Origin of the sequence: Microbacterium murale (assembly GCF_030815955.1) — a bacterium.
Classification (GTDB): Bacteria; Actinomycetota; Actinomycetes; order Actinomycetales; family Microbacteriaceae; genus Microbacterium; species Microbacterium murale_A.
The window spans coordinates 827,919-850,510 of the sequence record NZ_JAUSXK010000001.1; the positions used below are offsets into that span (position 1 = coordinate 827,919).

Consider the following 22,592-nt stretch of genomic DNA (forward strand, 5'->3'; position numbering starts at 1 on the left):
GAAACCTTTCAGGTGAGCATATTCACAAGGATTCGACCGTGTCAACAGGTGGGCATCACTCGCCGCGTCTGAGGCTTCTGGTTGACTGGCACCATGATGCAAGAGCGGCGCGCCCGGTGATCCGAGAGTTCTTCGCCGGCGTTCGGATCCTCGGTCGGGGGTTCGGCATGTGGCGTACGCATCCGAAACTGCTGGCGCTCGGACTCGTCCCCGCACTCATCGCCTTCGTGCTTCTCGCCGCGGCCCTGACTCCGTTCGGGCTTGCTCTCGGATCGATCACCGACTGGATCACGCCCTTCGCCGATGGCTGGGTCACCCCCTGGCGAGAGCTGCTGCGGGCCGGACTCGGCGCCGTGCTCCTGATCGCTGCGCTGGCTCTCGCCGGCGCTGTCTTCACGGCCCTCACCCTGACGATCGGCGACCCGTTCTACCAGCGCATCTGGCGCGGCATCGAACGCTCACTCGGCGGCCCTGAGCCCACCGGAGACACGGGGCTGATGACCACGATCGGCGAGGGCATCCGCCTGATCGTCCTCGGCGTCCTGGTGGCGCTGCTCACCCTCGTCATCGGCTTCCTCCCCCTCGTCGGCGGAGTCCTCGCCTCCGTCGTCGGCGTGGTCCTTTCCGGGCGCCTGGTCGCGCGTGAGCTCACCGGCCGCGCTTTCGATGCTCGCGGGCTGACGACGTACTCGCGTTCCGAGCTGCTGGGCTCCGGCCGGGCCCGAGTCATCGGGTTCGGCGTCGCGACGCAGCTGTGCTTCCTCGTCCCGCTCGGCGCCATCGTCACGATGCCGGCCGCTGTGGCCGGGTCCACCATCCTCGCGCGCTCGCTCACCGAACGCGCTCCCGCCTCCCTGCAGACGGCCGATCCGCCGCCCCCTCCCCGTGCCTGAGGGCGACACGATCTTCCGCACGGCCCTGCGACTCGATGCAGCACTCGCGGGCGAGGAGGTGACGCGCTTCGACCTGCGCGTTCCTGCCTTCGCCACCGCTGATCTGACCGGCGCCACCATCCACGGGTGCGCTCCGCGCGGCAAGCATCTGCTGATCCGCATCGGCGACCGGACATTGCATTCCCATCTGCGCATGGATGGCGCATGGTTCCTCTACGCACCGGGTGAGAAGTGGCGGCATCCCGACTTCAAAGTCCGCGCGATCGTCGGCACGACGGAGCACGAAGCCGTCGGGGTCGACATCGCCGAAGTGAAGCTCATCCCCACCAGCGAGGAAGGACAGCTGCTCGCGCATCTCGGCCCTGACCCGCTCGCGGACGACTGGGATCCCGCCGAGGCCGCGCGCCGACTCGGCGCAGATACGCGCAGCATCCATGTCGCCCTCCTAGACCAGCGCAACGTCGCGGGCTTCGGCAACGAGTATGCGGCAGAACTGCTGTTCCTCCGCGGCATCCTGCCGACCACGCCGGCGCGCCAGGTCGATGCCCGAGCCCTCCTCGACCTCGGGGCGCGCACGATTCGTGCGAACCGATTGCGCCCGAACCGCACCTTCACCGGCGTCGATCGACCAGGCCGGAGCACGTGGGTGTACGGCCGTGCGAACCGCCCGTGCCGGCGCTGCGGAACCCTCATCCGCCGCGGCGAACAGGGCGCCGACCCCACCCGCGAGCGCATCACCTTCTGGTGCCCGACCTGCCAGCGCTGAGCTTCGACGACCTCAGGGACCCGACATCCCGTTTCGGGAATGAATCCGCGACTTCCATGGTTGTTCATATATCCGGAGATGTCCGGACACGGGAGGAATCTTGGGTAAGAACTACATCGATATCGAAGACGACCAGGGCTCGACGCTGCGTTATCGCAAGCACGTCAATGGCCGCGGTCTCGTCGCGCATGGCGCGAAGGTGCACCCGAAGGCTGTTGTCGAAGCCGGCGCCTATGTCGAACCGGGAGCGCGCGTGGGCGCGGGAACCAAGGTCGCCCGCGGTGCGTGGGTGGAACCGGACGCCGTGATCGGCGACAACGCCTACATCGACGCGCACGCGCACATCGGTCAGGGTGCAGCGGTCGGTGACGGGGCGCACATCGGCGTCCGCACCGAGATCGGTGCCGGAGCACGCATCGCTCGCGGTGCTCGTATCGGCGCTGATGAGATCGTCGCCGCAGGTCTGCGGATCGCCACCGACCCGAAAGGCCTCTGGCTGGCGGCCTGACGGCGTGAGCGCTACTTCAGCGCGCGACGGATGAGGATCGACGCCGCTTCGACGATCACCACCATGCCGATGATGACGAGCACGTAGGCGAGAACCTCGTCGAAGTGACGCCCCTGCAACGCGTTCAGCAGCAGGAAGCCGATACCGCCTGCACCGACGATGCCGAGCAGGGTGGCCGATCGGATGTTCTGCTCCAGCAGATACATCAGGTGGCTGACGAGCGCCGGCACCGACATCGGCACGGTCGAGGAGAAGAAGACCTGCGCGCGGGTGCCGCCGGCTGCGGCGAGCGCCCGCTCCGGTCCGTTCGGCACCTCTTCCATGGAGTCGCCGATGAGTTTCGCGAGCAGGCCGACACCGCCGATCCCGAGCGCCAAGGCACCGGCCTGAGGTCCGATGCCCGCGGCGATGATGAACAGGATCGCGACGACGAGGTCGGGGATCGCGCGGATGACGAGTGCGATGCCGCGGAAGAGATTGCGCACCCCGCTGTTGGGTGCCACGTTCCGCGCCGACAACGGTCCGACGACCGCGGAGATGATCGTCGCCATGAGCGTCGCCGCGAATGCGATCTGGATGGTCGTCACGACCGCCGCGAGCACATCCGACCAGTCCCTGCTGCCGAAGTGCGGCGGCCAGATCGCACGGTCGCGGGTGGGATCCACGATCTCGTTCCATGCGGGGGCGAACATCTTGGTGACGTCGGGAGCCGTGTAGAGGAAGGCTCCCACCACCGCGGCCACGCCGAGCCAGATCCACAGAGTGTTGCCGATCCGGGCCCGATCCCATGGACGATGCAGGGCCGCTTCGATCCGCGCATGACGCTCCTGCGTCGCCACCGGCGATGCGGCGGCGGCTTCCGCTGCGCGCGTGCTCCGGCGCGCGATTGCACGAGCCACTGTGTCGCCCACGCTTCGTCCGGTCGGCCTGACATTCAGCAGACGGGTGCGCAGCAGTGAGGAGACGATCTCGAACAGCACGCAGAGCACGATGATGATCACGACGAGCGGGATGACGCGGCGCATGCCTGCCGGCCCGCCGTGCAGCGCGTCGTCCAGCTCGTAGCCGATGCCGACGACGCCAACGACACCAAGGATCACCGTGCCTCGGAGGTTGATGTCGGCACGGTGCAGTGTCACGGCGACCCATGCCGGGAGGACCTGCGGAACGACGCCTGACCAGAACTGCTGCGCCTTCGTGCCGCCAGCGGAACGGATGGCGAGCCGCGGGCCCTCATCGATCTGCTCGATCGCATCGGCGAACATCTTCGAGATCATCCCGACCGAGTGGATTCCGATCGCGACGATCGCGGGGAGCGTTCCGGAGTTGAACCAGAGGAAGGCGAGCACGACGACGAAAACGACGTCGGGAATCGCCCTGGCGACGACTCCGATCCCACGGCACACCGCCATGACAGCCGTGTTCGGCGTCGTGTTGCGCGCTGCGCCGTAGGCCACGGGTATCGACAGCACCGCTGCGAGCGCCGTACCGGCGATGACCAGCGCGAGAGTGATGACGATCGTGAGGAACATCTCCCAGATCGGCTCGAAGCCGACCCAGGTCGTCACGAAGACCTTCTCGCCGCCGGCCTGGACCTCGGCCGTGACGTCCCACCCCGGCCATTGCATCGGCGTCGCCATGCTGAGGAACCGGGTGAGATTGGCGCCTGTCGTCTCGAGACTCTTCAGGCTGTAGTCGAGCCCGATGAATGACCAGACACCGAGGCCGAGAATGGCGATGATGACGCCGTACGAGACGACGGAAGACAGCCGGGGGGCGGGTCGCGGAAGCCGTGATATGCGGTCGGCGAGGGCCGCCGGGCGCTCGGCGAGGGTGGTCACGCCGGCTCCTCGTTCGCGAATTCCTCTGACAGCCGCTCGCGCGCCGCGGAGCGCTGCATCTCCTGAGTGAGCACCTGCTCGCGCGCCTCGGCGAGCTCGGTCTCCAGCGCGGCGATCTCGCTCGTGCTGGTGGCCACACGGCCGTAGATCTCCATGACCTCTTCGCGGGTCAGATCATCGGTGCGCGTGTCGAGCACGATGCTGCCGGCGCGGAGCCCGATGATGCGGTCGCCCCAGCTCAGTGCGAGATCGACCTGATGAAGCGAGCAGATGACCGTGAGCGAGCGCTCAGCGGCGATCTCCCGGATGAGCGACATGACCTGGCCGCTCGACTCGGGGTCGAGTGACGCGACGGGCTCGTCGGCGAGAAGGATCTCCGGGTCCTGCATGAGGGCGCGGGCGATCGCGACACGCTGCTGCTGACCACCGGAGAGATTGTCGGCGCGCTGGTAGGCGAAATCGAGCAGTCCCACGCGGTCGAGGTGACCCAACGCCTTCTCGCGCATCCGTCGCGGGTAGCTCAGGCTGCCGACGCGCGGGCCTCGGAGAGTGGCGAGGCCGCCCGTCAACACGTTCTCGATGACCGTCAGAGCGCCGACGAGCTCGAACTGCTGGAAGATGAACCCGATCCGCCCTCGGAGGGCACGCAGCGCCTGCCCCCGCAGCTCGGGAACCACCTGGCCGAGCGAGATCACGGAGCCGGTCGACGGCGTCTCCAGTCCGTTGACGTGGCGGAGCAGCGTCGACTTGCCAGAGCCGGAGAGGCCGAGCAGGACGACGATCTCGCCCGGTACGACGGACAGCGACACCCCCTCCAGAGCCGGTTGCGCGGCCCCGGGATACGTCTTCCCCAGATCGGTGATCCGGACTGCGGGGGTGTCGCTGTTCGTCATGTCATCTCTCCTATGGTGCGTGCGAGCGGGCTGACCGGATCAGGCCTGGCAGGCCTCGACCTCGTCGGCGATCTCGGTGCACAGGGTGCGGATGAGGTCGTAGTATGCGTCGTCCACGGCACCGAAGCCGAACCAGCCCTCGGTGAGGAACTCGTTGAGCTCGACACCTGCGTCGGTCAGGTCTGACTGCGTGCTGTCGGCGAGCGCCTCGACGAGCTGGTCCTGGACGTCCTGCGGCAGGGCGGCCTGCATCACGATCGGTGCAGCGGGAACCAGCACGCGAGTGACCTCCTCGAGCTCACCCGATTCGATCAGCGGGTCGGCGTCGATGTCCTGCGCGAAGCCGACCTGGCAGTCGGTGCCCTCGGCGACCTTCTTGGCGTTCAGGTCGTGCTCCTCGCCGAAGAGGCGGTTCTCATCGGAGACCGTCACACCGGCCTCGAGCAATCCGCCCATGGGCACGGCGAAGCCGGACGTCGAGGTGGGGTTGACGAAGCAGACGGGCTGGTCTGCGAAGTCCTCGAGCGAGGTCACGTCCGTGGCGGCCGGGTTCTTGACAGCGACCGAGAAGTAGCCGGGCTCGGCGCCTTCCTGGGTGATCTGCGCACCGATCGGGATGATGTCCGCGCCGGCGTTCTGCGACTGGAAGTAGGTGAAGGCCGAGATCTGAGCGATGTCGATCTGGTCGGCGGCGAGACCCTGCACGACCGCGGTGTAGTCGGTGGCCTGGAAGAGCTCGACCTTCTTGCCGGTGATCTCCGCGATCCAGTCGGCGATCGGCTGGGCGTCCTGGTCGGCGCCCTCATGGTCGGGCAGCACGGCGAAGACGAGGGTGTCCGAGTTGCCGGAGGCGAACGTGCCCTCCGCGGCGGAAGCGTCGCCCTCGGTGTCGGACGAGGCCGGCGAGGAGGCACAGGCGGCGAGGCCGAAGGCGAGCGTGAGACCAGCGGCGACGGCGAGGCCGCGCTTGAGGGTGGACTGCATGGGGAAGACCTTTCGGTGACAGTGCAGGGTGAGGATCGGCGGGACGGCCGACTGCGACAGTCAAGGGGCGGGAGGAGACGCCTGCGGATCGAGAACCCAACGTTCGCGTAAACGAGACATGAATTCCCGGCGGCATGAGGTCAAGAGATGCACGGGTAGCCTGAACCCATGGCGAAACAGCGCGGGCACGGGAGCGAACGCCGAGGATCGGCGAAGCGTCCTGCGAGAGTGAACGCGTCCTCCCGCACACCTCAAAAGTCGAGGAAGCAGGCAAGCGCACCCGACCGGAAAGTCGTGTTCGACGCGGCCCTCGCCGCGGTGGAGCCGCGAACCTTCCGCCTCGGCGCTGTGCCCGGCGCCACCCCAGGCAAGTGGATCGACACGTGGAAACGACGCATGCCGCACGTGACTCTCGACCTCGTCCCGATCGATGCGGAGACGCAGCGAGCCTCGATCGATGAGCTGGATGCGGCGCTCATTCGACTTCCACTGATCGATGACACCCTCCATCTGATCCCGCTCTACGACGAGGCGAGCGTGATCGTGGCGTCTGCAGATTCGCACCTGCTCGTCGTCGACGAGCTCGACCGGTCAGACCTCGCGGGTGAGGTGCTGATCACGCCGCGCGACGACGTGCTCGGGCCACTCGACATCCCCGGCATCCTCCATCCCGACTTCGCACCGCTCGACACGACCGAAGAGGCCATCGCCACGGCAGCCAGCGGCGTGGGGATCGTGATCGTACCGATGTCGCTGGCGCGACTGCACCAGCGCAAGGACGCCGGCCACAGGCCACTGCGCGGTGGTCCGATCTCCACGGTCGCACTCGCATGGCCGCGGGAGCGCACGACGCCGGACGTCGAGACCTTCGTCGGCATCGTGCGCGGACGCACCGATAATTCCTCGCGCTGAGCGACGATAGGTTATCTGCATGGCTTCGCTTCTCTACATCTGCGTGCGCCCGGAGCGCGGTGCGGCAGAGGCGGAGCATGTCTCGTTCCTGCGAGGCCTCGCCGTCGACGACCTCGACCAGTTCGACCTCCTCGCAGCTCCGCTCACCGAAGAAGTGCTCTCCCGTCACGAGGGATTCGTCATCGGCGGCTCGCCGTTCAATGTGACGGATGCCGTGAAGTCGCCGTTGCAGCAACGAGTCGAGGCCGACCTCGAACGCGTCGCCGCACGAGCGCTCGCGTGCGATGCCGCCGCGCTCTTCACGTGCTTCGGAATCGGGGTCGTGACGCGCATGCTCGGTGGCACGCTGACTCTCGCGCATCCCGAAGCGACCCGGGCGACCGAGATCAGAACGACGGATGCTGCGGCGACCGACCGTATCTTCGGCCCCAGCGCGCCTGCGCTGAACGTGTTCACCGCCCACAAGGAGAGCGCGACTGCGGTGCCCCCGGACGCCGTGCTGCTCGCGACGAACGACGACTGCCCAGTACAGGCCTACCGTGTGGGCACCCACCTGTATGCGACGCAGTTCCATCCTGAGCCGAGCCCACGGGACTTCGCCGATCGGATGACGTTCTACCGGGGGAACGGATACTTCGACCCCGAGGCGTTCGACATCGTGGAAGCAGAGATCCTCGCCGCCCAGGGCCTGGGCGGCGAGGATCTGCTGCGTCGATTCGCGGGGACTCTCGCCTAAGCGAGCGCGTGCACCACTGCCTCGACGACGAGGCCGTCATCGTCGGCGTCCACTCGCACGACGCCGCCGTCTTCGAGCGTTCCCGCTACCAGCAGGTCGGCGATGCGATCATCGACCTCGCGCTGGATCAGGCGTCGCAGCGGGCGGGCGCCGAACTCGGGCTCGTAGCCGTGCTCGCCGAGCCACGCCACCGCGGCATCCGACACGTCGAGGCGCATGTCGCGCTCCGCGAGACGTGCCGAGCTCGCCGTGAGCATGAGACGCACGATACGTGCCAGCTCGTCCCGAGAGAGCTTCTGGAACAGCACGATCTCGTCGATGCGGTTGAGGAACTCCGGCCGCATCGCCTCACGCAGCTTGCCCATCACCCGGTCACGCAGATCCTTCATCGACGAGAAGCCGTTCGCCGAAGCATCCTGCGACGACACGAACCCGAGCGCACCCGAGCGCGAGGCGAGGAACTCGCTGCCGACATTCGAGGTCATCACGATCACCGTGTTGCGGAAGTCGACCGTGCGGCCCTGGCCGTCGGTGAGGCGTCCGTCGTCGAGCACCTGCAGCAGCAGGTTGAACACGTCGGGGTGCGCCTTCTCGATCTCGTCGAACAGCACGATCGAGTACGGGTTGCGCCGCACGCGCTCGGTGAGCTGTCCGGCCTCGTCGTAGCCGACGTATCCGGGAGGGGCACCGACGAGCCGCGACACCGTGTGCCGTTCACCGAACTCGCTCATGTCGAAACGGATCACGGCGTTCTCATCGTCGAACAGGCGGTCGGCGAGGGCCTTCGCCAGCTCGGTCTTGCCGACGCCCGTGGGGCCGAGGAACAGGAACGAACCGACCGGACGGCGCGCGTCGCCCATTCCGGTGCGGCTGCGCCGGACGGCGCGCGCCACTGCGGTCACGGCGTCTTCCTGACCGATCACCCGCGCGTGCAGGTCGGCTTCCAGGTCGCCGAGTCGCTCGCGCTCATCTTCGGTGAGGCGGCTCGCCGGGATGCCGGTGGCCCGCGCGATCACCTCTGCGATCTCTCGCTCGTCGACGATCGCCGCCATCGCAGCCGATTCGCCGGAGACCACCGCGTCGATGCGCGCCTGGGTCTGCACCATCTCATCGCGCAGACCCGACGCCTCCTCGTAGTGCTCGGCGCTGACGGCCGCGTTCTTGCGTGCCTCGAGGTCTGCGAGCTCCGCCATCAGCGCAGACGTGTCTGCGGGCAGGCCCAGCTTCAGACGCAGTCGCGCACCGGCCTGATCGATCAGGTCGATCGCCTTGTCGGGCAGCACGCGGTCCGGCAGGTAGCGGGCGCTCATGGTCACGGCGGCGCGCAGCGCGGCATCCGTGTACGTCACACGGTGGTGATCCTGGTACGCATCGGTCAGCCCCTCGAGAATGCGCACGGCGTCCTCGATGCTCGGCTCATCCACCTTCACCGGCTGGAAGCGGCGCTCCAGTGCGGGGTCCTTCTCGATCTGGCGGTACTCCTTGAGCGTCGTCGCGCCGACCATGTGCAGGTCTCCGCGCGCGAGACGCGGCTTCAGGATGTTGCCCGCGTCCATCCCGCCGTCGCCGGATCCGCCGGCGCCGACGACCGTGTGCACCTCGTCGATGAACACGATCACCGCATCCTTGTGCGCGGCGATCTCGTCCATCGTCTTGGTCAGGCGCTCTTCGAAGTCGCCGCGGTAGCGTGTGCCTGCGAGCATGCCGGGCAGATCGAGCGCGATCACTCGGCGGCCCTCGAGCTGCACCGGGACCGTGCCATCGACGATCGCCTGGGCGATGCCGTCGACGATCGCCGTCTTTCCGACACCCGCCTCACCGATCAGCACGGGGTTGTTCTTGGTGCGGCGGCTGAGGATCTCGATGGTCTGCTCGATCTCATCGCTGCGACCGATCACCGGGTCGAGCTCGCCGGCGCGTGCACGCGCTGTCAGATCGATGCCGTACTTGTCGAGCATCGGGGAGTCCGATGCGTCCGACTCCCCGTTCGCGTCGCTGCCGGAGGGCGCGGCCACGTGCCCGCGACTGCCTTCGGTGAGAGCCTCAGCCGTGACCCCGACGCTTGCGAGAATCTGACCTGCCGGCATGTCCTGCCCCAGCACCAGTGCGAAGAAGAGGTGCGCGGGTTCGATGTACGTGGCACCGGACGAGCGCGCCACCTGGTAGGCGTGGAACAGCGCGCGGCTTGCGCCAGGGGTGATCGTGGCGGCATCCGCCTCGGCGCGCACATCCGGCAACGGCAGCCTGGCCTCCGCGGCGTCGATGATCTGCTGCGGGGTCACACCGATCCGCTCGATCGCCTGCGTGACGGAGTCGTCCTCGACGATCTCTCGAAGAACGTGCAGAGCATCGAGTTCGGTCTGTCCACGCTCCAGCGCGAACCGACCGGCGCGCTGCAGAATCCGCTGCGTACGCGCGGTGAGGAACCGGCTGAGGTCGATCGACCGCGTCTGACGAGACTGCTCGCCTGCAAGATAGCGGGCGAGGAACTCATCGAACGAGCTCGCGCCGCTGTCGCTGAAGTCGTTGGGCACTATGTCCTCCTGAAAGTTGAGTGTGCTTCGCTCAACTTAAACGCCTGCAATGCCCTGATATTCCCCAGCGACTCGGAAATGTCAGAAGCGCGCTCAGAACGCCCAGGAATCCACTCAGATATCGGCGATGAGTGCGATCCGCTCGCGCAGATAGTCGCTCAATGGCACGTATCCGCCGGTGGGAGACCATCGCACCGACGGCACCCGGTCGATCAGCGCGAGCGGGCCGGACGATCCACCGGCATCCACAGCATCCGCATCGAGTACCGACCAACCGACATGGACGACGTCGCCCTCGCCGAAGCCGCCCCGCAACGCCAGCTGTCTGCGCGCTGCCCTCGCTCGCGCGGAATCAGCGGTGTACCCGCGGCGCCCCGGATCGGCCGCACGCAGGATCTCGGCGGTCGCGAGCACTCGATCATCGGTGAGCAGCAGCACTCCGACGTGCCAGGCATCGCCCACCCGCACGATCCGCTCGCCGCGCCAGCGTGATGAACGCTCCTCGCCGAGGCCCTCTTTGGGCACGCCGAGCAGCGACGTCCGCGCGGCGTCCAGGATCTCGGACGTCGTGGTCACAGCTCCCCCTGCGGCCGAGTCCGCTCCACGGTATCCAATCGCTCACGATCACCGCGCAGGATCATCGCGACGAGCGGATAGATCAGCACCGACAGCATGCCCGCTCCGACCAGCGCCGCCGCGATCGCGGAGTCGAGGACGCCCTCATCCACGCCGATCGCCGTGACGGCGACGATGATCGGCAGGCCGGTCGCCGCGAGCATCCCGAGCGCCGTGCGTTCGCGCAGACTCGCGCCTCGTGAAGCCGACAGTTGGGCCGCGGCACCGCGGATCACGAGCAGCGCGATCAGGAACAGCGGCACCAGTGAAAGGGCGAGCGGCGAGGCTGCGAGCACGTCGAGGTCGAACGTGACGCCGGTGTACAAGAAGAAGATCGGCACCAGGAATCCGAACGCGATCGCCTCGAGCTTGCTCTCCACGGCGGCGGCATCCGGCCTCCGGTGCACGCGCCATGATGATGTGCCACACGGCACCGGCGACGAAGGCGCCCAGCAACATGTCGAGGTCGAGCAGCACGCTGAGCCCGACCAGCGCTGCGATGAGCATCAATACGAACCGCACCGCGAATTGATCGGAGGTGTGCAGCGTGGCTCTGACGAACGCGTGCAGGCGACCATGCGGTGTGCGACGCGCGATCAGGATCACGAGCGCGGCGAGTACGACGAACGTGAGGAGGATGAGCGCCGCCACCGGTGCGCGGCGCGTACTGAGGAAGATCGAGATCGCGATCAGCGGCAGGAACTCCCCCACCGCGCCGATCGCGGTGACGATCTTCCCGAACGGGGTGTCCAGTTCGCGGGCATCGCGCAGGATCGGCATGAGGGTCCCGAGCGCGGTCGAGCTCAGGGCGATCGCGATCACGATCATGCCCGCGTCCGGTGCGATCAGGAATCCGACGCCGAGTCCCAGCAACAGGCTGAACAGCCACCCGACTGAAGCCCGGACGAGCGGCCGACCGGCGATCGCCCGGAAATCGATCTCGTTGCCTGCCATGAAGAACAGCATCGCCAGCCCGAGATCGCTGAGCTTGTCGAGTACTTCCCCCGGTGCCACCCAGCCGAGCACGGCCGGCCCGACGATGATGCCGAGTACAAGCTCGAACACGATGATCGGCACACGCAGCACCGGTCGGATGCCGCGAGCCAACAACGGCGCGGCCACAGCGAGGAGCGGTATCAGCACAAGTCCGATGTCGCTCGCGGTCACCCGCTCAGAGTACCGACACCACGGGCCGCCGCGGTGTCGATTCGTCACTGCGGGCGCTGTCGCGAGAGAATCGACGAACATCTTGCAAGGAGCATCCATGTCCCAGCCCGACACCGCACGCCTGCTCATCGCCTGTGACGACCAGCCCGGGATCGTCGCCGCAGTCGCCGGCGTCCTCGCCGAGCACGGCGCGAACATCATCTCGCTCGATCAGCACTCGACGGATGCCTCGGACGGACGTTTCTTCCAGCGCACCGTGATCCAGCTCGCCGGCCTCGCGGCCGCCCGTCCTGCACTCGAGGCATCGATCAGCAAGGTCGCCGAGAAGTTCGGGATGGAGTGGTCGCTGCACGATGTCGCCAAGCGCAAGCGCGTGGCGATCTTCGTCTCGAAGTACGACCACTGCCTGATGGAGCTGCTGTGGCGCACCCAGCGCGGCCAGCTCGACATCGACATCAGCATGGTCATCTCGAACCATCCCGACCTCGCCGAGTCGGTGCGCACGTTCGGCGTGCCGTTCATGCACATACCGTCCACGGACAAGGTCGCGATGGAGCAGCGTCAGCTCGAGCTGCTGCAGGGCAACGTCGATCTGGTCGTGCTCGCACGTTACATGCAGATCCTCACCGACGACTTCATCGTGAAGGTCGGCGCTCCCGTCATCAACATCCACCACTCGTTCCTGCCCGCATTCATCGGCGCCAACCCGTACGCGCGGGCCAAGGAGCGCGGCGTGAAGCTCATCGGTGCGACAGCGCACTATGCGACGGCCGACCTCGACGAGGGACCGATCATCGAGCAGGATGTCACGCGTGCCACGCACTCGGATTCCGCCGCAGATCTGCAGAGCCGCGGCGCCGACGTCGAGCGTCAGGTTCTCTCGCGCGCCGTGCAGTGGCACGCCGAGGATCGCGTGATCGTGCACGGGCGCTCGACCGTCATCCTGTAGGTCGACCGCCCCGCAGGGGCAGAGGGCTCAGAGCACCTTCGAGAGGAAGTCCTTCAGGCGATCGCTCTTGGGAGAGCCGAAGAGTTCTGCTGGAGTGGCCTCTTCGACGACCACGCCGGCATCCATGAATACGGTCCGACCGGACACCTCGCGCGCGAAGCCCATCTCGTGCGTGACGAGCACCATGGTCATGCCGCCCTCTGCCAGGTCCCGGATGACCTGCAGCACCTCGCCGACCATCTCCGGGTCGAGGGCGCTGGTGGCCTCGTCGAACAGCATGATCTCCGGGTCCATCGCCAACGCGCGGGCGATCGCCACACGCTGCTTCTGCCCACCCGAGAGCGAGGCCGGCTTCGCATCCGCCTTCTCCGACAGCCCCACGCGCTCCAACAGAGTGAGCGCACGATCACGCGCCTCGGTCTTCGAAAGACGGCCGAGCTCGGTGGGTGCGAGCGTGATGTTCTCCAGCACGGTCATGTGCGGGAAGAGGTTGAAGTGCTGGAACACCATGCCGATGCGCTGGCGCACCTCATCGAGCTTGACGCTCTTGTGGGTGAGGTCGACACCGTCGATGATGACGTGTCCCGATGTCGGCTCCTCGAGCTTGTTCAGGCACCGCAGCAGCGTCGACTTGCCAGACCCCGAGGGGCCGATGACCGCGACGACCTCGCCGTCCTCGACAGCCAGATCGATGCCCTTGAGCACCTCGTTGTCACCGAATGACTTGTGCAGATCCCGGACTTCGATCTTGCTCATGCGTTGAACTTCCTCTCCATGCGATCAGCGAGCAGTGTCAGCAGAGTGATCACGACGAAGTAGATGACGGCGACGATGGTCAGCACCTGCGCCGACAGATAGGTGGACGCGATGATCTGGCGCGACTGGAACGTCAGCTCCGCGAGACCGATCACGCTGAGAAGCGACGTGTCCTTCAGGGTGATGATGCCCTGGTTCACGAACGACGGGATCATGATGCGGAACGCCTGCGGCAGCACCACCTTCTGCATCGTCTTCCACTGCCCGAGCCCGAGCGAGCGCGACGCTTCGGTCTGGCCGGGGTCGACGGCCTGGATGCCGCTGCGGATGATCTCGGTCATGTACGCGCCGGTGTTGAGCGACAGTGTGATCGCGCCCGCCACGAACGGATTGAACGTCAGCCCGGGGAACAGCTGCGGGATGGCGAAGAACACGAAGAACGCCTGCACGAGGATAGGCGTGCCGCGGAACACGTAGACGTAGGCGGTCGCGAGCCAGCGATACAGGAAGAAGCCGGAGAGCCGCCCGAACCCGAACACGAGACCGAGGATGAACGCGGCCACGATCGCGATGATCGTCGCGAGGATCGTGAGCCATAGGCCCTCCATCAGCGCGGGCCAGTACTGCACGGCAACCGAGATGATGTCCGTGGGCTGCGTCGACTTCTCGCCGCCGCCGAGGTAGGTGTCGACGATCTTGTCGTACTCGCCCGATTCCTTGAGGTTGGCGAGCCCCGCGTTGATCTTCTCGAGAAGTTCGGGGTTCTGGCCCTTGTTGACCGCGACGCCGTACTCGCCGCCGAGCTCCGGTTCGCCGATCAGGCGGAAGCCGGAACCCTGCTGGATGCCGTACGCGAGCACCGGGAAGTCCTCGAAATAGCCGACGGCCTGGCCCGCCTTGACTGCGTCCACCATGTCGGTCGTGTCCTGATACGGCGCGACGCGGAAGCCGTACTCGTCCTTGTTGTCATCTGCGAACGTCTGTCCCTGCGTGCCGGTCTTGACCGCGACGGTCTTGCCGTCGAGGTCGTCCAGGGACTGGATGTCGCTGGCCTCGAGCACGCCGAGCTGGATGCCGCTGGTGAAGTAGGGATCACTGAAGTCGAATGTCGCCTTGCGCTCGTCGGTGATCGACATGCCTGCCATGACGGCGTCGACCTGGTTCGACTGCAGCGCCTGCACGGCGGCGTCGAACCCGAGCTGACGGATCTCGACTTCGAAGCCCTGGTCCTCGGCGATCGCACGGAGCAGATCCATGTCGATGCCGACGAGATCGCCCTTGGCATCGGTGAACTCGAACGGCGCGAACGTCGTGTCGGTGCCGATGACGTACGAGTCGGCCTCGTCAGCGGCGACGGCGGCTGGTGCACCGGCGAGCAGCACTCCGGCCGCGACGAACGCGGTCAGCGCCATCGCCCCCGCCGTGCGCGCGAACGTGCGCAGTCGCGCGGTCGCTGGGAATGGATTTCGGATCACGACGGATGCTCCTCGGATCGGATGGTACGACCGGACAGCCGCGGTCATCCAGCCTAGACGAGCGTGTCAGGCAGCCCTGCACTCAACTCTTCGAACACCTCGACTGCATCATCGAACCGTGCGAGAGGGGCCGCCTGGCCCAGCCACAGGGACTGCAACTCGCCGAGGTTCTGCTCCCCCGCCGCGGCTCGGAACTTTCCGGTGAGCCAGTTCTGCATCGGGAACGGCGCGATCGTGCCGCTCGCCTCGATCGCCCGCACAGCGCGGTTGCGAGCACCGCGGGCGAGCCGCCCGCTCATCGCTCGCGTCAGCACGCTCTCATCGGCCGCTGTTTCGTGGATCGCCGTCCGATGCGCATCGGTCGCCGCTGACTGCCTCGTCGCGAGGAACGCCGTGCCGACCTGCACCCCTGATGCACCAAGGGCGAAGGCCGCCGCGACCCCCCGTCGATCGGCGATGCCGCCGGCAGCGATCACCGGCACCGAGACCGTATCCACCACCTGCGGCACGAGTGCGAATGTGCCGACCAGCGACTGCTCGGCCGACCGGAGGAACGAGACGCGGTGGCCGGCGGCTTCCGAACCGGACGCGATGATCGCATCGACTCCGCCGGCTTCCAGCGCGACGGCTTCCTCGACGGTCGTCGCAGTGCCGACGACGTGGATGCCACGGCGATGCGCCTCCTCGACGACTTCGGACGATGGCACCCCGAAGACGACGCTGAGCACTGCGGGCGCAGCATCCCAGATCGCGTCGAGCTGATCATCGAGCGACGGCAGATACTGCTCCGGCCGTGCAGGAACGTCGACGCCGACAGCCTCGTAGAACGGCTCCAGAGCCTGCGCGAACACGGTGTGCTGCGGACCGGGTTCGACCTCGTCACCGGTGGGCAGCCAGATATTGAGCGCGAACGGCTGATCCGTCGTCGCGCGAAGCGCCGCCGCGGTGGACCGGATCCGCTCGCCGCCGTATCCGTAGAGTCCGTAGCCGCCGAGACCGCCCGCGTCACTCACCGCGGCGGTCAGTGCAATCGATGACAGCCCGCCGAAAGGCCCGAGAAGGATCGGCTGCCGGATGCCGAGGAGTTCACGCAGGTCGCTCATGCTTTCGAGGCTACGCCTCAACGGCCCGCTGATACCCTCGATGACATGGCGGACCGGATCGAGCAGCTCGTGCAGCTCGTGCTGTCCGTGCTCGGGCTCTCAGCCATGCCCGACCTCGCGTCGCTGGATCTCGCGGCACTGAGCCTCGCCGTCGCCCTGCTCGCCGTCGCGACGCTCGTCGTCGCGATCACTCTCGGCGTGCTCCACGCAGGTCAAGGGTCATCTCCGCACCCGCTGCGCGCCATCGGCCGATCCGTTCTGCTCTCGCAGAGCGATCCGGATGCCGCAGGCCACACCCGTTCCAGGGCACCTGGAGTCGTGCGCGCCGTGTGACCGTCAGTTCGTGACGGGAGCGCGGCACATCGCCGACCTTCCCGCACACTCTGAACGGACCTCTTTTGGACATCTATGCCTTTCCGCCCATCGCGGCGATCCTCGACGCCGCCTACGGCGTCCTCACCGGCCTCGCCGATCTTCTCGCGCCACTCACCGGCAGCGCGGCCGCCGCGGCGGCCATCATCCTCGTCACACTCGTCATCCGCGCATTGCTCATCCCCGTCGGCGTCTCCCAGGCGAAGGCAGAGCAGACCCGCGCCCGGCTCGCGCCGAAACTGCGCGCGCTCCAGAAGCGGCACAAGAAGAACCCGGAGCGCCTGCAGCGCGAGACCATGCAGCTCTACAAGGACGAGAACACCTCGCCCTTCGCCGGTTGTCTTCCCGTGCTGATCCAGGCACCTGTGATCGGCATCCTCTACACACTGTTCCTGCGCACCGACATCGCGGGACACGAGAACGACCTGCTGACGCACGACCTGTTCGGTGCCTCACTCGGTACGAGCCTGGTGAGCATGCTCACCACGGGGCCGTTCTCGCTGCCCACGCTCGCCGTGTACGTCGGACTGATCGTCATCATGATCGTCGTCGCCGAGATCACCCGCCGAGTGTTCCGGCCCGTTGCCGTCGACGACTCCCCGCTCTCTTCGCCTGGGATGCTGCGCATGATGAACGCGCTGCACTATCTGACCGCGGTCTTCGCAGTGTTCGTACCGCTGGCGGCCGGCCTCTACCTCACAGTCACGGTGGCGTGGACGCTCGCGCAGCGCGTGATCCTGCGCCGACGATATCCGCTGCCTGTCACCGCGGGCTGAGGGCGACGCGCAGCGGTGCACCCGGTGCCTCCGCCGCAGCGAGCGCCGCATCCACCTCATCCAACGGATGCACGGCGCCGACCACGTCAGCGAACGGATAGGCGCGCCCGCGCCCCGCGAGGAAGCCGACCGCGGCCGCGAGATCGGCGCCGGTGTAGTTGTGCACGCCGGTCACAGTGAGCATCCGCCGCACCGCGCTCTCCGCGTCGAACGGCACCGGCTCCGCCGGAAAGACACTGCCCACCAGCACGACGGTGCCTCCGATGTCTGCCGCTGCGATCGCGTCGGCGACAGCATGACCTGACGCTTCGATCACCAGATCCGACGGACCGGACGCCGCAGCCGCCGCGGTTCCCCCGAACCTCTCGGCGAACGCCCGTCGAGACGGCGAGGGGTCGACGACGGTGACCTCTGCTCCTTCGTCCGCGGCGATCGCCACCGCCGAGATCCCGACGAGTCCCGCACCGTACACGAGCACTCGCTTGCCCTCGAGGCTGCGTCCGCCCACCCCACGGACCACTGCCGCCCACGCTGTGGCGGTGGCGCACGATGCCGGCGCCAGCACCGCTGCCGGAAGAGCCTCCGGCACCCGAACGATCGTGGTTCCCGCGCGCAGGTGCACGTGGCTCGCGAAGCCACCGGTCAGCTCCCACCGAGGGCCGATCCGCTCGTGACCGTACTTCGCGAGCGTGCGGCATTTCTGGGTCAGTCCCGCTGTACAGCGATCGCACGTGCCGCACGACACCGTCACCGACCACACGACCCGGTCACCGATGCGCAGCGGAGCGCCATCAGCCGCAGTCGTGCCGCCCTCCCCGATCGCGATCACCCGACCGACGCTCTCGTGACCGAGCACGAGGGGCGTCGGCACCTGCCGGTGTCCCTGCACCGTGTGCACGTCGGAGCCGCATATGGTCGACAGTTCGATCGCGATCAGCACGTCGCCGTGGCCGAGCCCCACTCCCGGCACAGCGACCGTTTCATGCTCCTGCCCGACGCCGAGCCAGACCTTCGCGGTCGCGGCGGGTCTCAACGTCACGTCCTGCCGTTCGTCGTGCGGCAGAAGGGTGCGCATGTCAGGAGCTCCGTGCGAGAGCGGTGCCGAGAAGGGCTCGCTCGTGGAGAGTCGGCATCAGCCCGGTGACGTCATCGAGCACCGCATCCGCGCCGGCATCCACCAGGGTCGCTCGGTCGTGCGCCCCGCTGAGCACACCGGCCACGAAACCCGCGCCGGCACGTCGTCCGGACTGCACATCGCTGCTGGTGTCACCGACGACGGCCACGGCTGAGACAGCGGTGGTTCCGGTGCGCAGCAGTGCAGTGAGCACCAGGTCCGGCGCCGGACGCCCGCGGCCGGCATCCACCGGCGACAGGGCGACGTCGACGAGACCGCGCCAGCCGAGTCCGTCGAGCAGCGCATCGCGCGTGACCGGCGCGAAACCCGTCGTCAGGGCGACCTTCAGACCGGCGTCGCGCATATGCGCGATCGCCTCGGCCGCACCGGGGATCTCCGCCACGCCCTGCTCGGAGACGATCTCCGAGCAGGCGCCTTCGAATGCGGCGGTCGCGGCCGCAGCCGCGACGACGTCGCCGCCGGACAGGTGGGTGAAGACATCGATCTTCGACATTCCCATGGTGTCGCGGACGTACTGCAGCGCCTCGTCCCACGGCATCCGCTCGGCGACACCGGTCCGCTCAGCGGCGCGCTGGAAGGCCTGTTCGACGACGCCGTCGTCTAGGACTGTCGTTCCTGCCATGTCGAGGACGACGAGTTCGATGGCGGTCATGGGGTTCCTCCCTGTACGGGCAGCGATGCCCGATCGAATGCGTTGTGAAGAGTGCGCTCTGCGAGCCCCAGCCCCGTCGTCATGCCGATCCCCGTCGTCGCGGCGAGCACGTGCAGTCCGGGTTCCGGCTCCTCGATGAGGAACTCGGATGGCCCGGACGCGTAGACGCCCTGCCAGCGCTCCAGAACTCGGAATCGATCGGCCTCGAACAGCCTCGATGCCTCATCGAGGAAAGCGTCGAAGGCCGCCTCCGGTTGGAACGGTCCTGGCTGAATCGCCTTGACGTGCGAATCGCCCATGATCAGCGAGCCGTCGGGCAGCTGCGTGTACATCTGGTTCAGGTCGAGCGCGGCGAGATCCGGCCGCTCGGCGTGCATCCGTTCGCGCAATGCCGTGGTCTCGGCGAAGGTGTCGAACCGGCCGTACCGCAGCAGTGACCAGCTGGTGAGCAGTGGGGCGTCGAGTGTGCGCGGCAGAGGAGCCGTCACGCGCATCATGTCCAGCGCACAGCGGACGACACCGACTCTCTCGGCGAGGTCTGGCAGCAGCTGGTCGATGTCGTGTCCGGTCGCGACGACGACGAGACCCGCATCCAGCACGCCGCGTGTGGTCTGCACACGACCGGGTGCCACGGCGGTCACCGCCGTGCGGAACCGGAACTCGACGCCGAGGGACACGAGGTGACGGACGATCGCCCCGGCGGCCTCACGAGGGTTCGTCTGCAGGTCGGGCGTGATGAGCGCGCCACCGAGCACTGCGTCGCGACGAAGTGGCGCTCGGCTCAACAGCTCATCGGCATCCAGCATCCGGATGTCGGTGTCGGCACTCCCGGAGTCCTGCTCCAGCACCGCCCGTTCCAGCACCGCGAGTTCGTCCGCCTGGCCTGCGGCGATCAGCGTGCCGGATTCTCGCAGCCAGAACCCGGCATCCCTGGCGAGGCGCAGCCAGATGTCGCGCGAGGCGTCCGCGAACTCGCGAGCAGGTCCAGCCTGCGCTCCGATGCAGAGGTGTCCGAAGTTGCGGATCGTCGCGCCGACCGGCGCGTCCGTGCGATCCACGACGATCACACTCAGACCCCGGCGGATTCCGGCGTACGCGGCACCGAGACCGATGATGCCCGAGCCGACGACGACGAGGTCGACGGCCTTCGAGGCCACGGAATGACGCGTCATGATGGCCTTTCAAAATGTGGGGAGCGTACTCAACTGTGTCATCCGGCAGGGCGCGTCCCCCGCCGTACCCGGAAGTGTTTGCCTCTCGTTTACCGGCTCTTCGCCCGCATGAACGCGAGCGGAACGCGCTCCTCGGCGCCCGCTCTGCGGCAGAGCACTGCAGACAGGTCAGGGACCGCGCTCGGCGCTCGCTATGATCCCGCTATGAGTATCGCGACCATCCAGCAGCAGCTGTCCACACCGCCCGGATTCGCCAAGGCCGTGAAATCCACCAGTTCGACGCTCGTGCTCGGCATCATCAGCCTGGTGGCCAGCGCGTTCTGCCTCGTAATGAACACGTTCCAGTTGGGCTCGGCCAGCGACTGGAACTGGCGGCTGATCGAGCGCTACTTCCTCACTGCCGACGTGATCGAGTTCACCGGCAGCAGCTCCGGACGTGCCGAGATCTGGCGTTTCCTCTACGTGTACGCGCCGATCATCCTGATCCCGCTCGGCATCATCCTGCTCATCGTGCACTTCAGCACCCGCAGCAAGAACGGCGCGTCGTTGTTCGCCGACTTCCAGTCCCGCGGATGGGTGGGCCGCCAGCGCTTCACCGGAATGAAGGCGCAGAACGGCCGGGCGCAGGTCGAGGTCGTGTTCATCTCGCACCCGAGCATGCCGGATGAGACGTTCGACGCGACGGTCCAGCAGTATTCGGCGTGGGTGGCCTCGCTCGACAAGAAGTCCCTGAAGAAGGCGATCGCGGCTGTGACGAGAGCCGGCGCACTGACCGGCCTCAGTGCGGCGACGCTGTCTCCTGAGCTTCCGGCGGCGATCACGGTCGCCACGGTGCGGGGCTCGAGCGAGTTCGCGGTCGTCGTTCCCCCCGCACCGGACGGCAGGGGCAAGTACAGGGTGCTGGAGATCAAGAACTGATCTCGCCGCTTCCCGGGAGCACCAGTGAGTCCTCCGACCGCGAGCGCGACACGTTCTAACACCAGGTCGCGCTCGCGGTCGAGCGCTGGGGACGCTCTTCAACCCTGGCGCTGGGGACGCCAATAATGGGTTGTGACCAACAATTTACCTCCACCCTCCGCTGACCAGAACAGCCATACGTCGAGTGTGTATTGGACGTTCGTCCAGAGTCAGGAACGATAACGCCCGTTGTCGGTAGTCAATTGATCGGCAACGACGCCGATACTCGCCATTGGCCGTCCACGGCGCCGGCGCTGAACTGACCGCTCGCACCGAGGACGCGCTCAGCCATCCTGTTCACGCCGGTGCGGCTGGATGGGAGATCCCTGCGGGCTGTCTCGGGGAGCGGGCTGTGGATGCCCAGCGTCAGCGATTCATCATCGACATCCAGACGAATGCTCACCTCTCCTGGACCCGCATGCTTCAAGATGTTCGTCGCCGACTCGCGCATGATGCGGGCAAGAATGATCTCACCCGCGCGGTGAATGCGCTCGTCGTACGGATCGCCTTCAGAGCGCACCCGATGACCTGCCGCCTCGATCTCGCCTCGCGCCTCATCGATGGCGGCCGCAAGGTCGCCCGAGTGCACAGCGGACGAGCGCGGCCCGTCGTCGGCGAGATCGATGACGAACCGCAGATCGGTCATCGCTCTTTTCGCAGCGATCCGGATCGCCTCCTGCGCGCCACGGCTACGCTCGGCGTCATCCAGCATCTGCACATGCAGCGCGACGATCGTGAGGTGATGCGCGATGCTGTCATGCAGTTCACCGGCGATCCACCGCCGTTCGGCGAGCACGGCTTCACGCTCGTGTTCGGCTTGCTCCGCGAGTTCCTGCTCCAGCCGGCGGCCCTTGTCCAGGGCGATACGGAGAGCGAAGCCGACTGCTCCCGCCGCTGCCGCGATGATCAGGTAAGCGCCGACGTTGACCGGGACGTCGCTATCGCCGTATGCGACGATCGCTGTGGCCACCAGGAAGGCGCCGATGTAGGAGAAGATGAGCGCGGTTCGGCCCAACCGCATGACGAGTCCGACCGCCACAGCAGCGGCGAAGATCGACTCGGATTCCGTTCCCGCGATGAACGACAGCGCGAACACGATTCCGAGCGAGGCTGTGGCCACCCAGGGTGACCAGAGGTACAGCGCGAACACGATCGTGGTCGCGATGCTGAGGAGAGACTGGAAGAGGCCCGGACCATAGGAGAAGACAATGCCGGCGACGTCGACCGCAATGACGCCGCCGATTACCACGAGCATGACGACACGCTCGAGAGTGCTCAGCGCCCCGCCTCGTGTCAGCCGAGCAAAGCTTCGGCCGCTCGGGAGCCACCGACCGAAAGCCATAGTGTCAGTATCTCCTATTTGCCAGATGCGTTAGCCTTAGAGACCGAACGCCTT

General features: G+C 67.1%; 22 protein-coding genes and 1 pseudogene. 9 read left to right on the forward strand and 14 right to left on the reverse strand.

Annotated elements, in window-relative coordinates; all coding sequences use genetic code 11:
- Positions 1-116 precede the first annotated feature (116 nt).
- From QFZ46_RS04120 to QFZ46_RS04130, 3 genes are all read left to right on the forward strand, one after another.
- Positions 117-893 (forward strand): EI24 domain-containing protein, encoded by a 777-nt coding sequence (locus QFZ46_RS04120; protein WP_307358561.1) that lies wholly within the window; start codon positions 117-119, stop codon positions 891-893.
- Positions 886-1,659 carry a DNA-formamidopyrimidine glycosylase family protein gene (locus QFZ46_RS04125; protein WP_307358563.1) on the forward strand — a complete coding sequence of 258 codons (774 nt, stop codon included), beginning with the start codon at positions 886-888 and terminating at the stop codon, positions 1,657-1,659. Before QFZ46_RS04120 ends, QFZ46_RS04125 begins: the two co-directional genes overlap by 8 nt.
- A 100-nt stretch (positions 1,660-1,759) precedes the next feature.
- The gene (locus QFZ46_RS04130) at positions 1,760-2,167 is read left to right on the forward strand and encodes a transferase (RefSeq protein WP_307358565.1); all 408 of its coding nucleotides are present in this window, start codon (positions 1,760-1,762) and stop codon (positions 2,165-2,167) included.
- Between the two features lie 11 nt (positions 2,168-2,178).
- Here QFZ46_RS04130 and QFZ46_RS04135 read toward each other — a convergent pair whose 3' ends face one another.
- From QFZ46_RS04135 to QFZ46_RS04145, 3 genes are read right to left on the reverse strand one after another with little or no spacing between them, the layout of a single operon-like run.
- Positions 2,179-4,008 (reverse strand): PhnE/PtxC family ABC transporter permease, encoded by a 1,830-nt coding sequence (locus tag QFZ46_RS04135; RefSeq protein ID WP_307358567.1) that lies wholly within the window; start codon positions 4,006-4,008, stop codon positions 2,179-2,181.
- Positions 4,005-4,901: a phosphonate ABC transporter ATP-binding protein gene (gene phnC, locus QFZ46_RS04140; RefSeq protein ID WP_307358570.1), complete on the reverse strand. Its 897-nt coding sequence runs from the start codon at positions 4,899-4,901 to the stop codon at positions 4,005-4,007. Before phnC ends, QFZ46_RS04135 begins: the two co-directional genes overlap by 4 nt.
- Before the next feature lie 39 nt (positions 4,902-4,940).
- A complete protein-coding gene (locus tag QFZ46_RS04145; protein WP_307358572.1) occupies positions 4,941-5,885 on the reverse strand; it encodes a PhnD/SsuA/transferrin family substrate-binding protein in 945 nt (314 codons plus the stop codon).
- A gap of 168 nt (positions 5,886-6,053) precedes the next feature.
- On the opposite strand from QFZ46_RS04145, the gene QFZ46_RS04150 reads away from it, so the two are divergent.
- Together QFZ46_RS04150 and QFZ46_RS04155 are read left to right on the forward strand one after the other, a co-directional pair.
- Positions 6,054-6,797: a LysR substrate-binding domain-containing protein gene (locus QFZ46_RS04150; protein ID WP_307358574.1), complete on the forward strand. Its 744-nt coding sequence runs from the start codon at positions 6,054-6,056 to the stop codon at positions 6,795-6,797.
- Positions 6,798-6,816: 19 nt separating this feature from the next.
- Complete coding sequence (locus QFZ46_RS04155) at positions 6,817-7,533, forward strand: glutamine amidotransferase-related protein (RefSeq protein WP_307358576.1); 717 nt, start codon at positions 6,817-6,819, stop codon at positions 7,531-7,533.
- Here the strand turns inward: QFZ46_RS04155 and QFZ46_RS04160 are convergent.
- The 4 genes and pseudogenes from QFZ46_RS04160 to QFZ46_RS04175 form a co-directional block, all read right to left on the reverse strand.
- Complete coding sequence (locus QFZ46_RS04160; RefSeq protein ID WP_307358578.1) at positions 7,530-10,067, reverse strand: ATP-dependent Clp protease ATP-binding subunit; 2,538 nt, start codon at positions 10,065-10,067, stop codon at positions 7,530-7,532. The genes QFZ46_RS04155 and QFZ46_RS04160 overlap by 4 nt on opposite strands.
- A gap of 114 nt (positions 10,068-10,181) precedes the next feature.
- Positions 10,182-10,643, reverse strand: coding sequence for a glutaminase (locus QFZ46_RS04165; protein ID WP_307358580.1), 462 nt, complete (start codon positions 10,641-10,643; stop codon positions 10,182-10,184).
- A complete protein-coding gene (locus QFZ46_RS04170; RefSeq protein WP_307358582.1) occupies positions 10,640-11,116 on the reverse strand; it encodes a cation:proton antiporter domain-containing protein in 477 nt (158 codons plus the stop codon). Before QFZ46_RS04170 ends, QFZ46_RS04165 begins: the two co-directional genes overlap by 4 nt.
- 52 nt (positions 11,117-11,168) lie before the next feature.
- A pseudogene (locus QFZ46_RS04175) lies at positions 11,169-12,050 on the reverse strand (cation:proton antiporter); the annotation flags it as partial.
- Between QFZ46_RS04175 and purU the strand changes: the two are divergent.
- A complete protein-coding gene (gene purU, locus QFZ46_RS04180) occupies positions 11,947-12,798 on the forward strand; it encodes a formyltetrahydrofolate deformylase (RefSeq protein WP_307358585.1) in 852 nt (283 codons plus the stop codon). The pseudogene QFZ46_RS04175 and the gene purU overlap by 104 nt on opposite strands.
- Positions 12,799-12,825: 27 nt before the next feature.
- Here purU and QFZ46_RS04185 read toward each other — a convergent pair whose 3' ends face one another.
- The 3 genes from QFZ46_RS04185 to QFZ46_RS04195 are packed head-to-tail and all read right to left on the reverse strand — an operon-like array spanning position 12,826 to position 16,132.
- Positions 12,826-13,554 carry an amino acid ABC transporter ATP-binding protein gene (locus QFZ46_RS04185; RefSeq protein WP_307358587.1) on the reverse strand — a complete coding sequence of 243 codons (729 nt, stop codon included), beginning with the start codon at positions 13,552-13,554 and terminating at the stop codon, positions 12,826-12,828.
- Positions 13,551-15,029 (reverse strand): amino acid ABC transporter substrate-binding protein/permease, encoded by a 1,479-nt coding sequence (locus tag QFZ46_RS04190; protein ID WP_307358589.1) that lies wholly within the window; start codon positions 15,027-15,029, stop codon positions 13,551-13,553. The genes QFZ46_RS04185 and QFZ46_RS04190 overlap by 4 nt, the downstream gene beginning before the upstream one ends.
- 53 nt (positions 15,030-15,082) lie before the next feature.
- Positions 15,083-16,132 carry an NAD(P)H-dependent flavin oxidoreductase gene (locus QFZ46_RS04195; RefSeq protein WP_307358592.1) on the reverse strand — a complete coding sequence of 350 codons (1,050 nt, stop codon included), beginning with the start codon at positions 16,130-16,132 and terminating at the stop codon, positions 15,083-15,085.
- Between the two features lie 45 nt (positions 16,133-16,177).
- Between QFZ46_RS04195 and QFZ46_RS04200 the strand changes: the two genes are divergently transcribed.
- Together QFZ46_RS04200 and QFZ46_RS04205 are read left to right on the forward strand one after the other, a co-directional pair.
- The gene (locus QFZ46_RS04200; protein ID WP_307358596.1) at positions 16,178-16,465 is read left to right on the forward strand and encodes a DUF6412 domain-containing protein; all 288 of its coding nucleotides are present in this window, start codon (positions 16,178-16,180) and stop codon (positions 16,463-16,465) included.
- Positions 16,466-16,530: 65 nt separating this feature from the next.
- Positions 16,531-17,280, forward strand: a complete 750-nt coding sequence (locus tag QFZ46_RS04205) for a YidC/Oxa1 family membrane protein insertase (protein WP_307358599.1) — start codon at positions 16,531-16,533, stop codon at positions 17,278-17,280.
- Here the strand turns inward: QFZ46_RS04205 and QFZ46_RS04210 are convergent.
- From QFZ46_RS04210 to QFZ46_RS04220, 3 genes are read right to left on the reverse strand one after another with little or no spacing between them, the layout of a single operon-like run.
- Positions 17,267-18,355: an alcohol dehydrogenase catalytic domain-containing protein gene (locus tag QFZ46_RS04210; protein WP_307358601.1), complete on the reverse strand. Its 1,089-nt coding sequence runs from the start codon at positions 18,353-18,355 to the stop codon at positions 17,267-17,269. The two genes, QFZ46_RS04205 and QFZ46_RS04210, sit on opposite strands and share 14 nt — an antisense overlap.
- Position 18,356: 1 nt before the next feature.
- Positions 18,357-19,067 carry an HAD family hydrolase gene (locus QFZ46_RS04215; RefSeq protein WP_307358603.1) on the reverse strand — a complete coding sequence of 237 codons (711 nt, stop codon included), beginning with the start codon at positions 19,065-19,067 and terminating at the stop codon, positions 18,357-18,359.
- On the reverse strand, positions 19,064-20,239 hold the full coding sequence (locus tag QFZ46_RS04220; RefSeq protein WP_307358606.1) for a TIGR03364 family FAD-dependent oxidoreductase: 1,176 nt from the start codon (positions 20,237-20,239) through the stop codon (positions 19,064-19,066). The genes QFZ46_RS04215 and QFZ46_RS04220 overlap by 4 nt, the downstream gene beginning before the upstream one ends.
- Before the next feature lie 204 nt (positions 20,240-20,443).
- On the opposite strand from QFZ46_RS04220, the gene QFZ46_RS04225 reads away from it, so the two are divergent.
- On the forward strand, positions 20,444-21,157 hold the full coding sequence (locus tag QFZ46_RS04225; RefSeq protein ID WP_307358608.1) for a hypothetical protein: 714 nt from the start codon (positions 20,444-20,446) through the stop codon (positions 21,155-21,157).
- 238 nt (positions 21,158-21,395) lie between these two features.
- Here QFZ46_RS04225 and QFZ46_RS04230 read toward each other — a convergent pair whose 3' ends face one another.
- Complete coding sequence (locus tag QFZ46_RS04230) at positions 21,396-22,451, reverse strand: sensor histidine kinase (RefSeq protein WP_307358610.1); 1,056 nt, start codon at positions 22,449-22,451, stop codon at positions 21,396-21,398.
- Between the last annotated feature and the right edge of the window lie 141 nt (positions 22,452-22,592).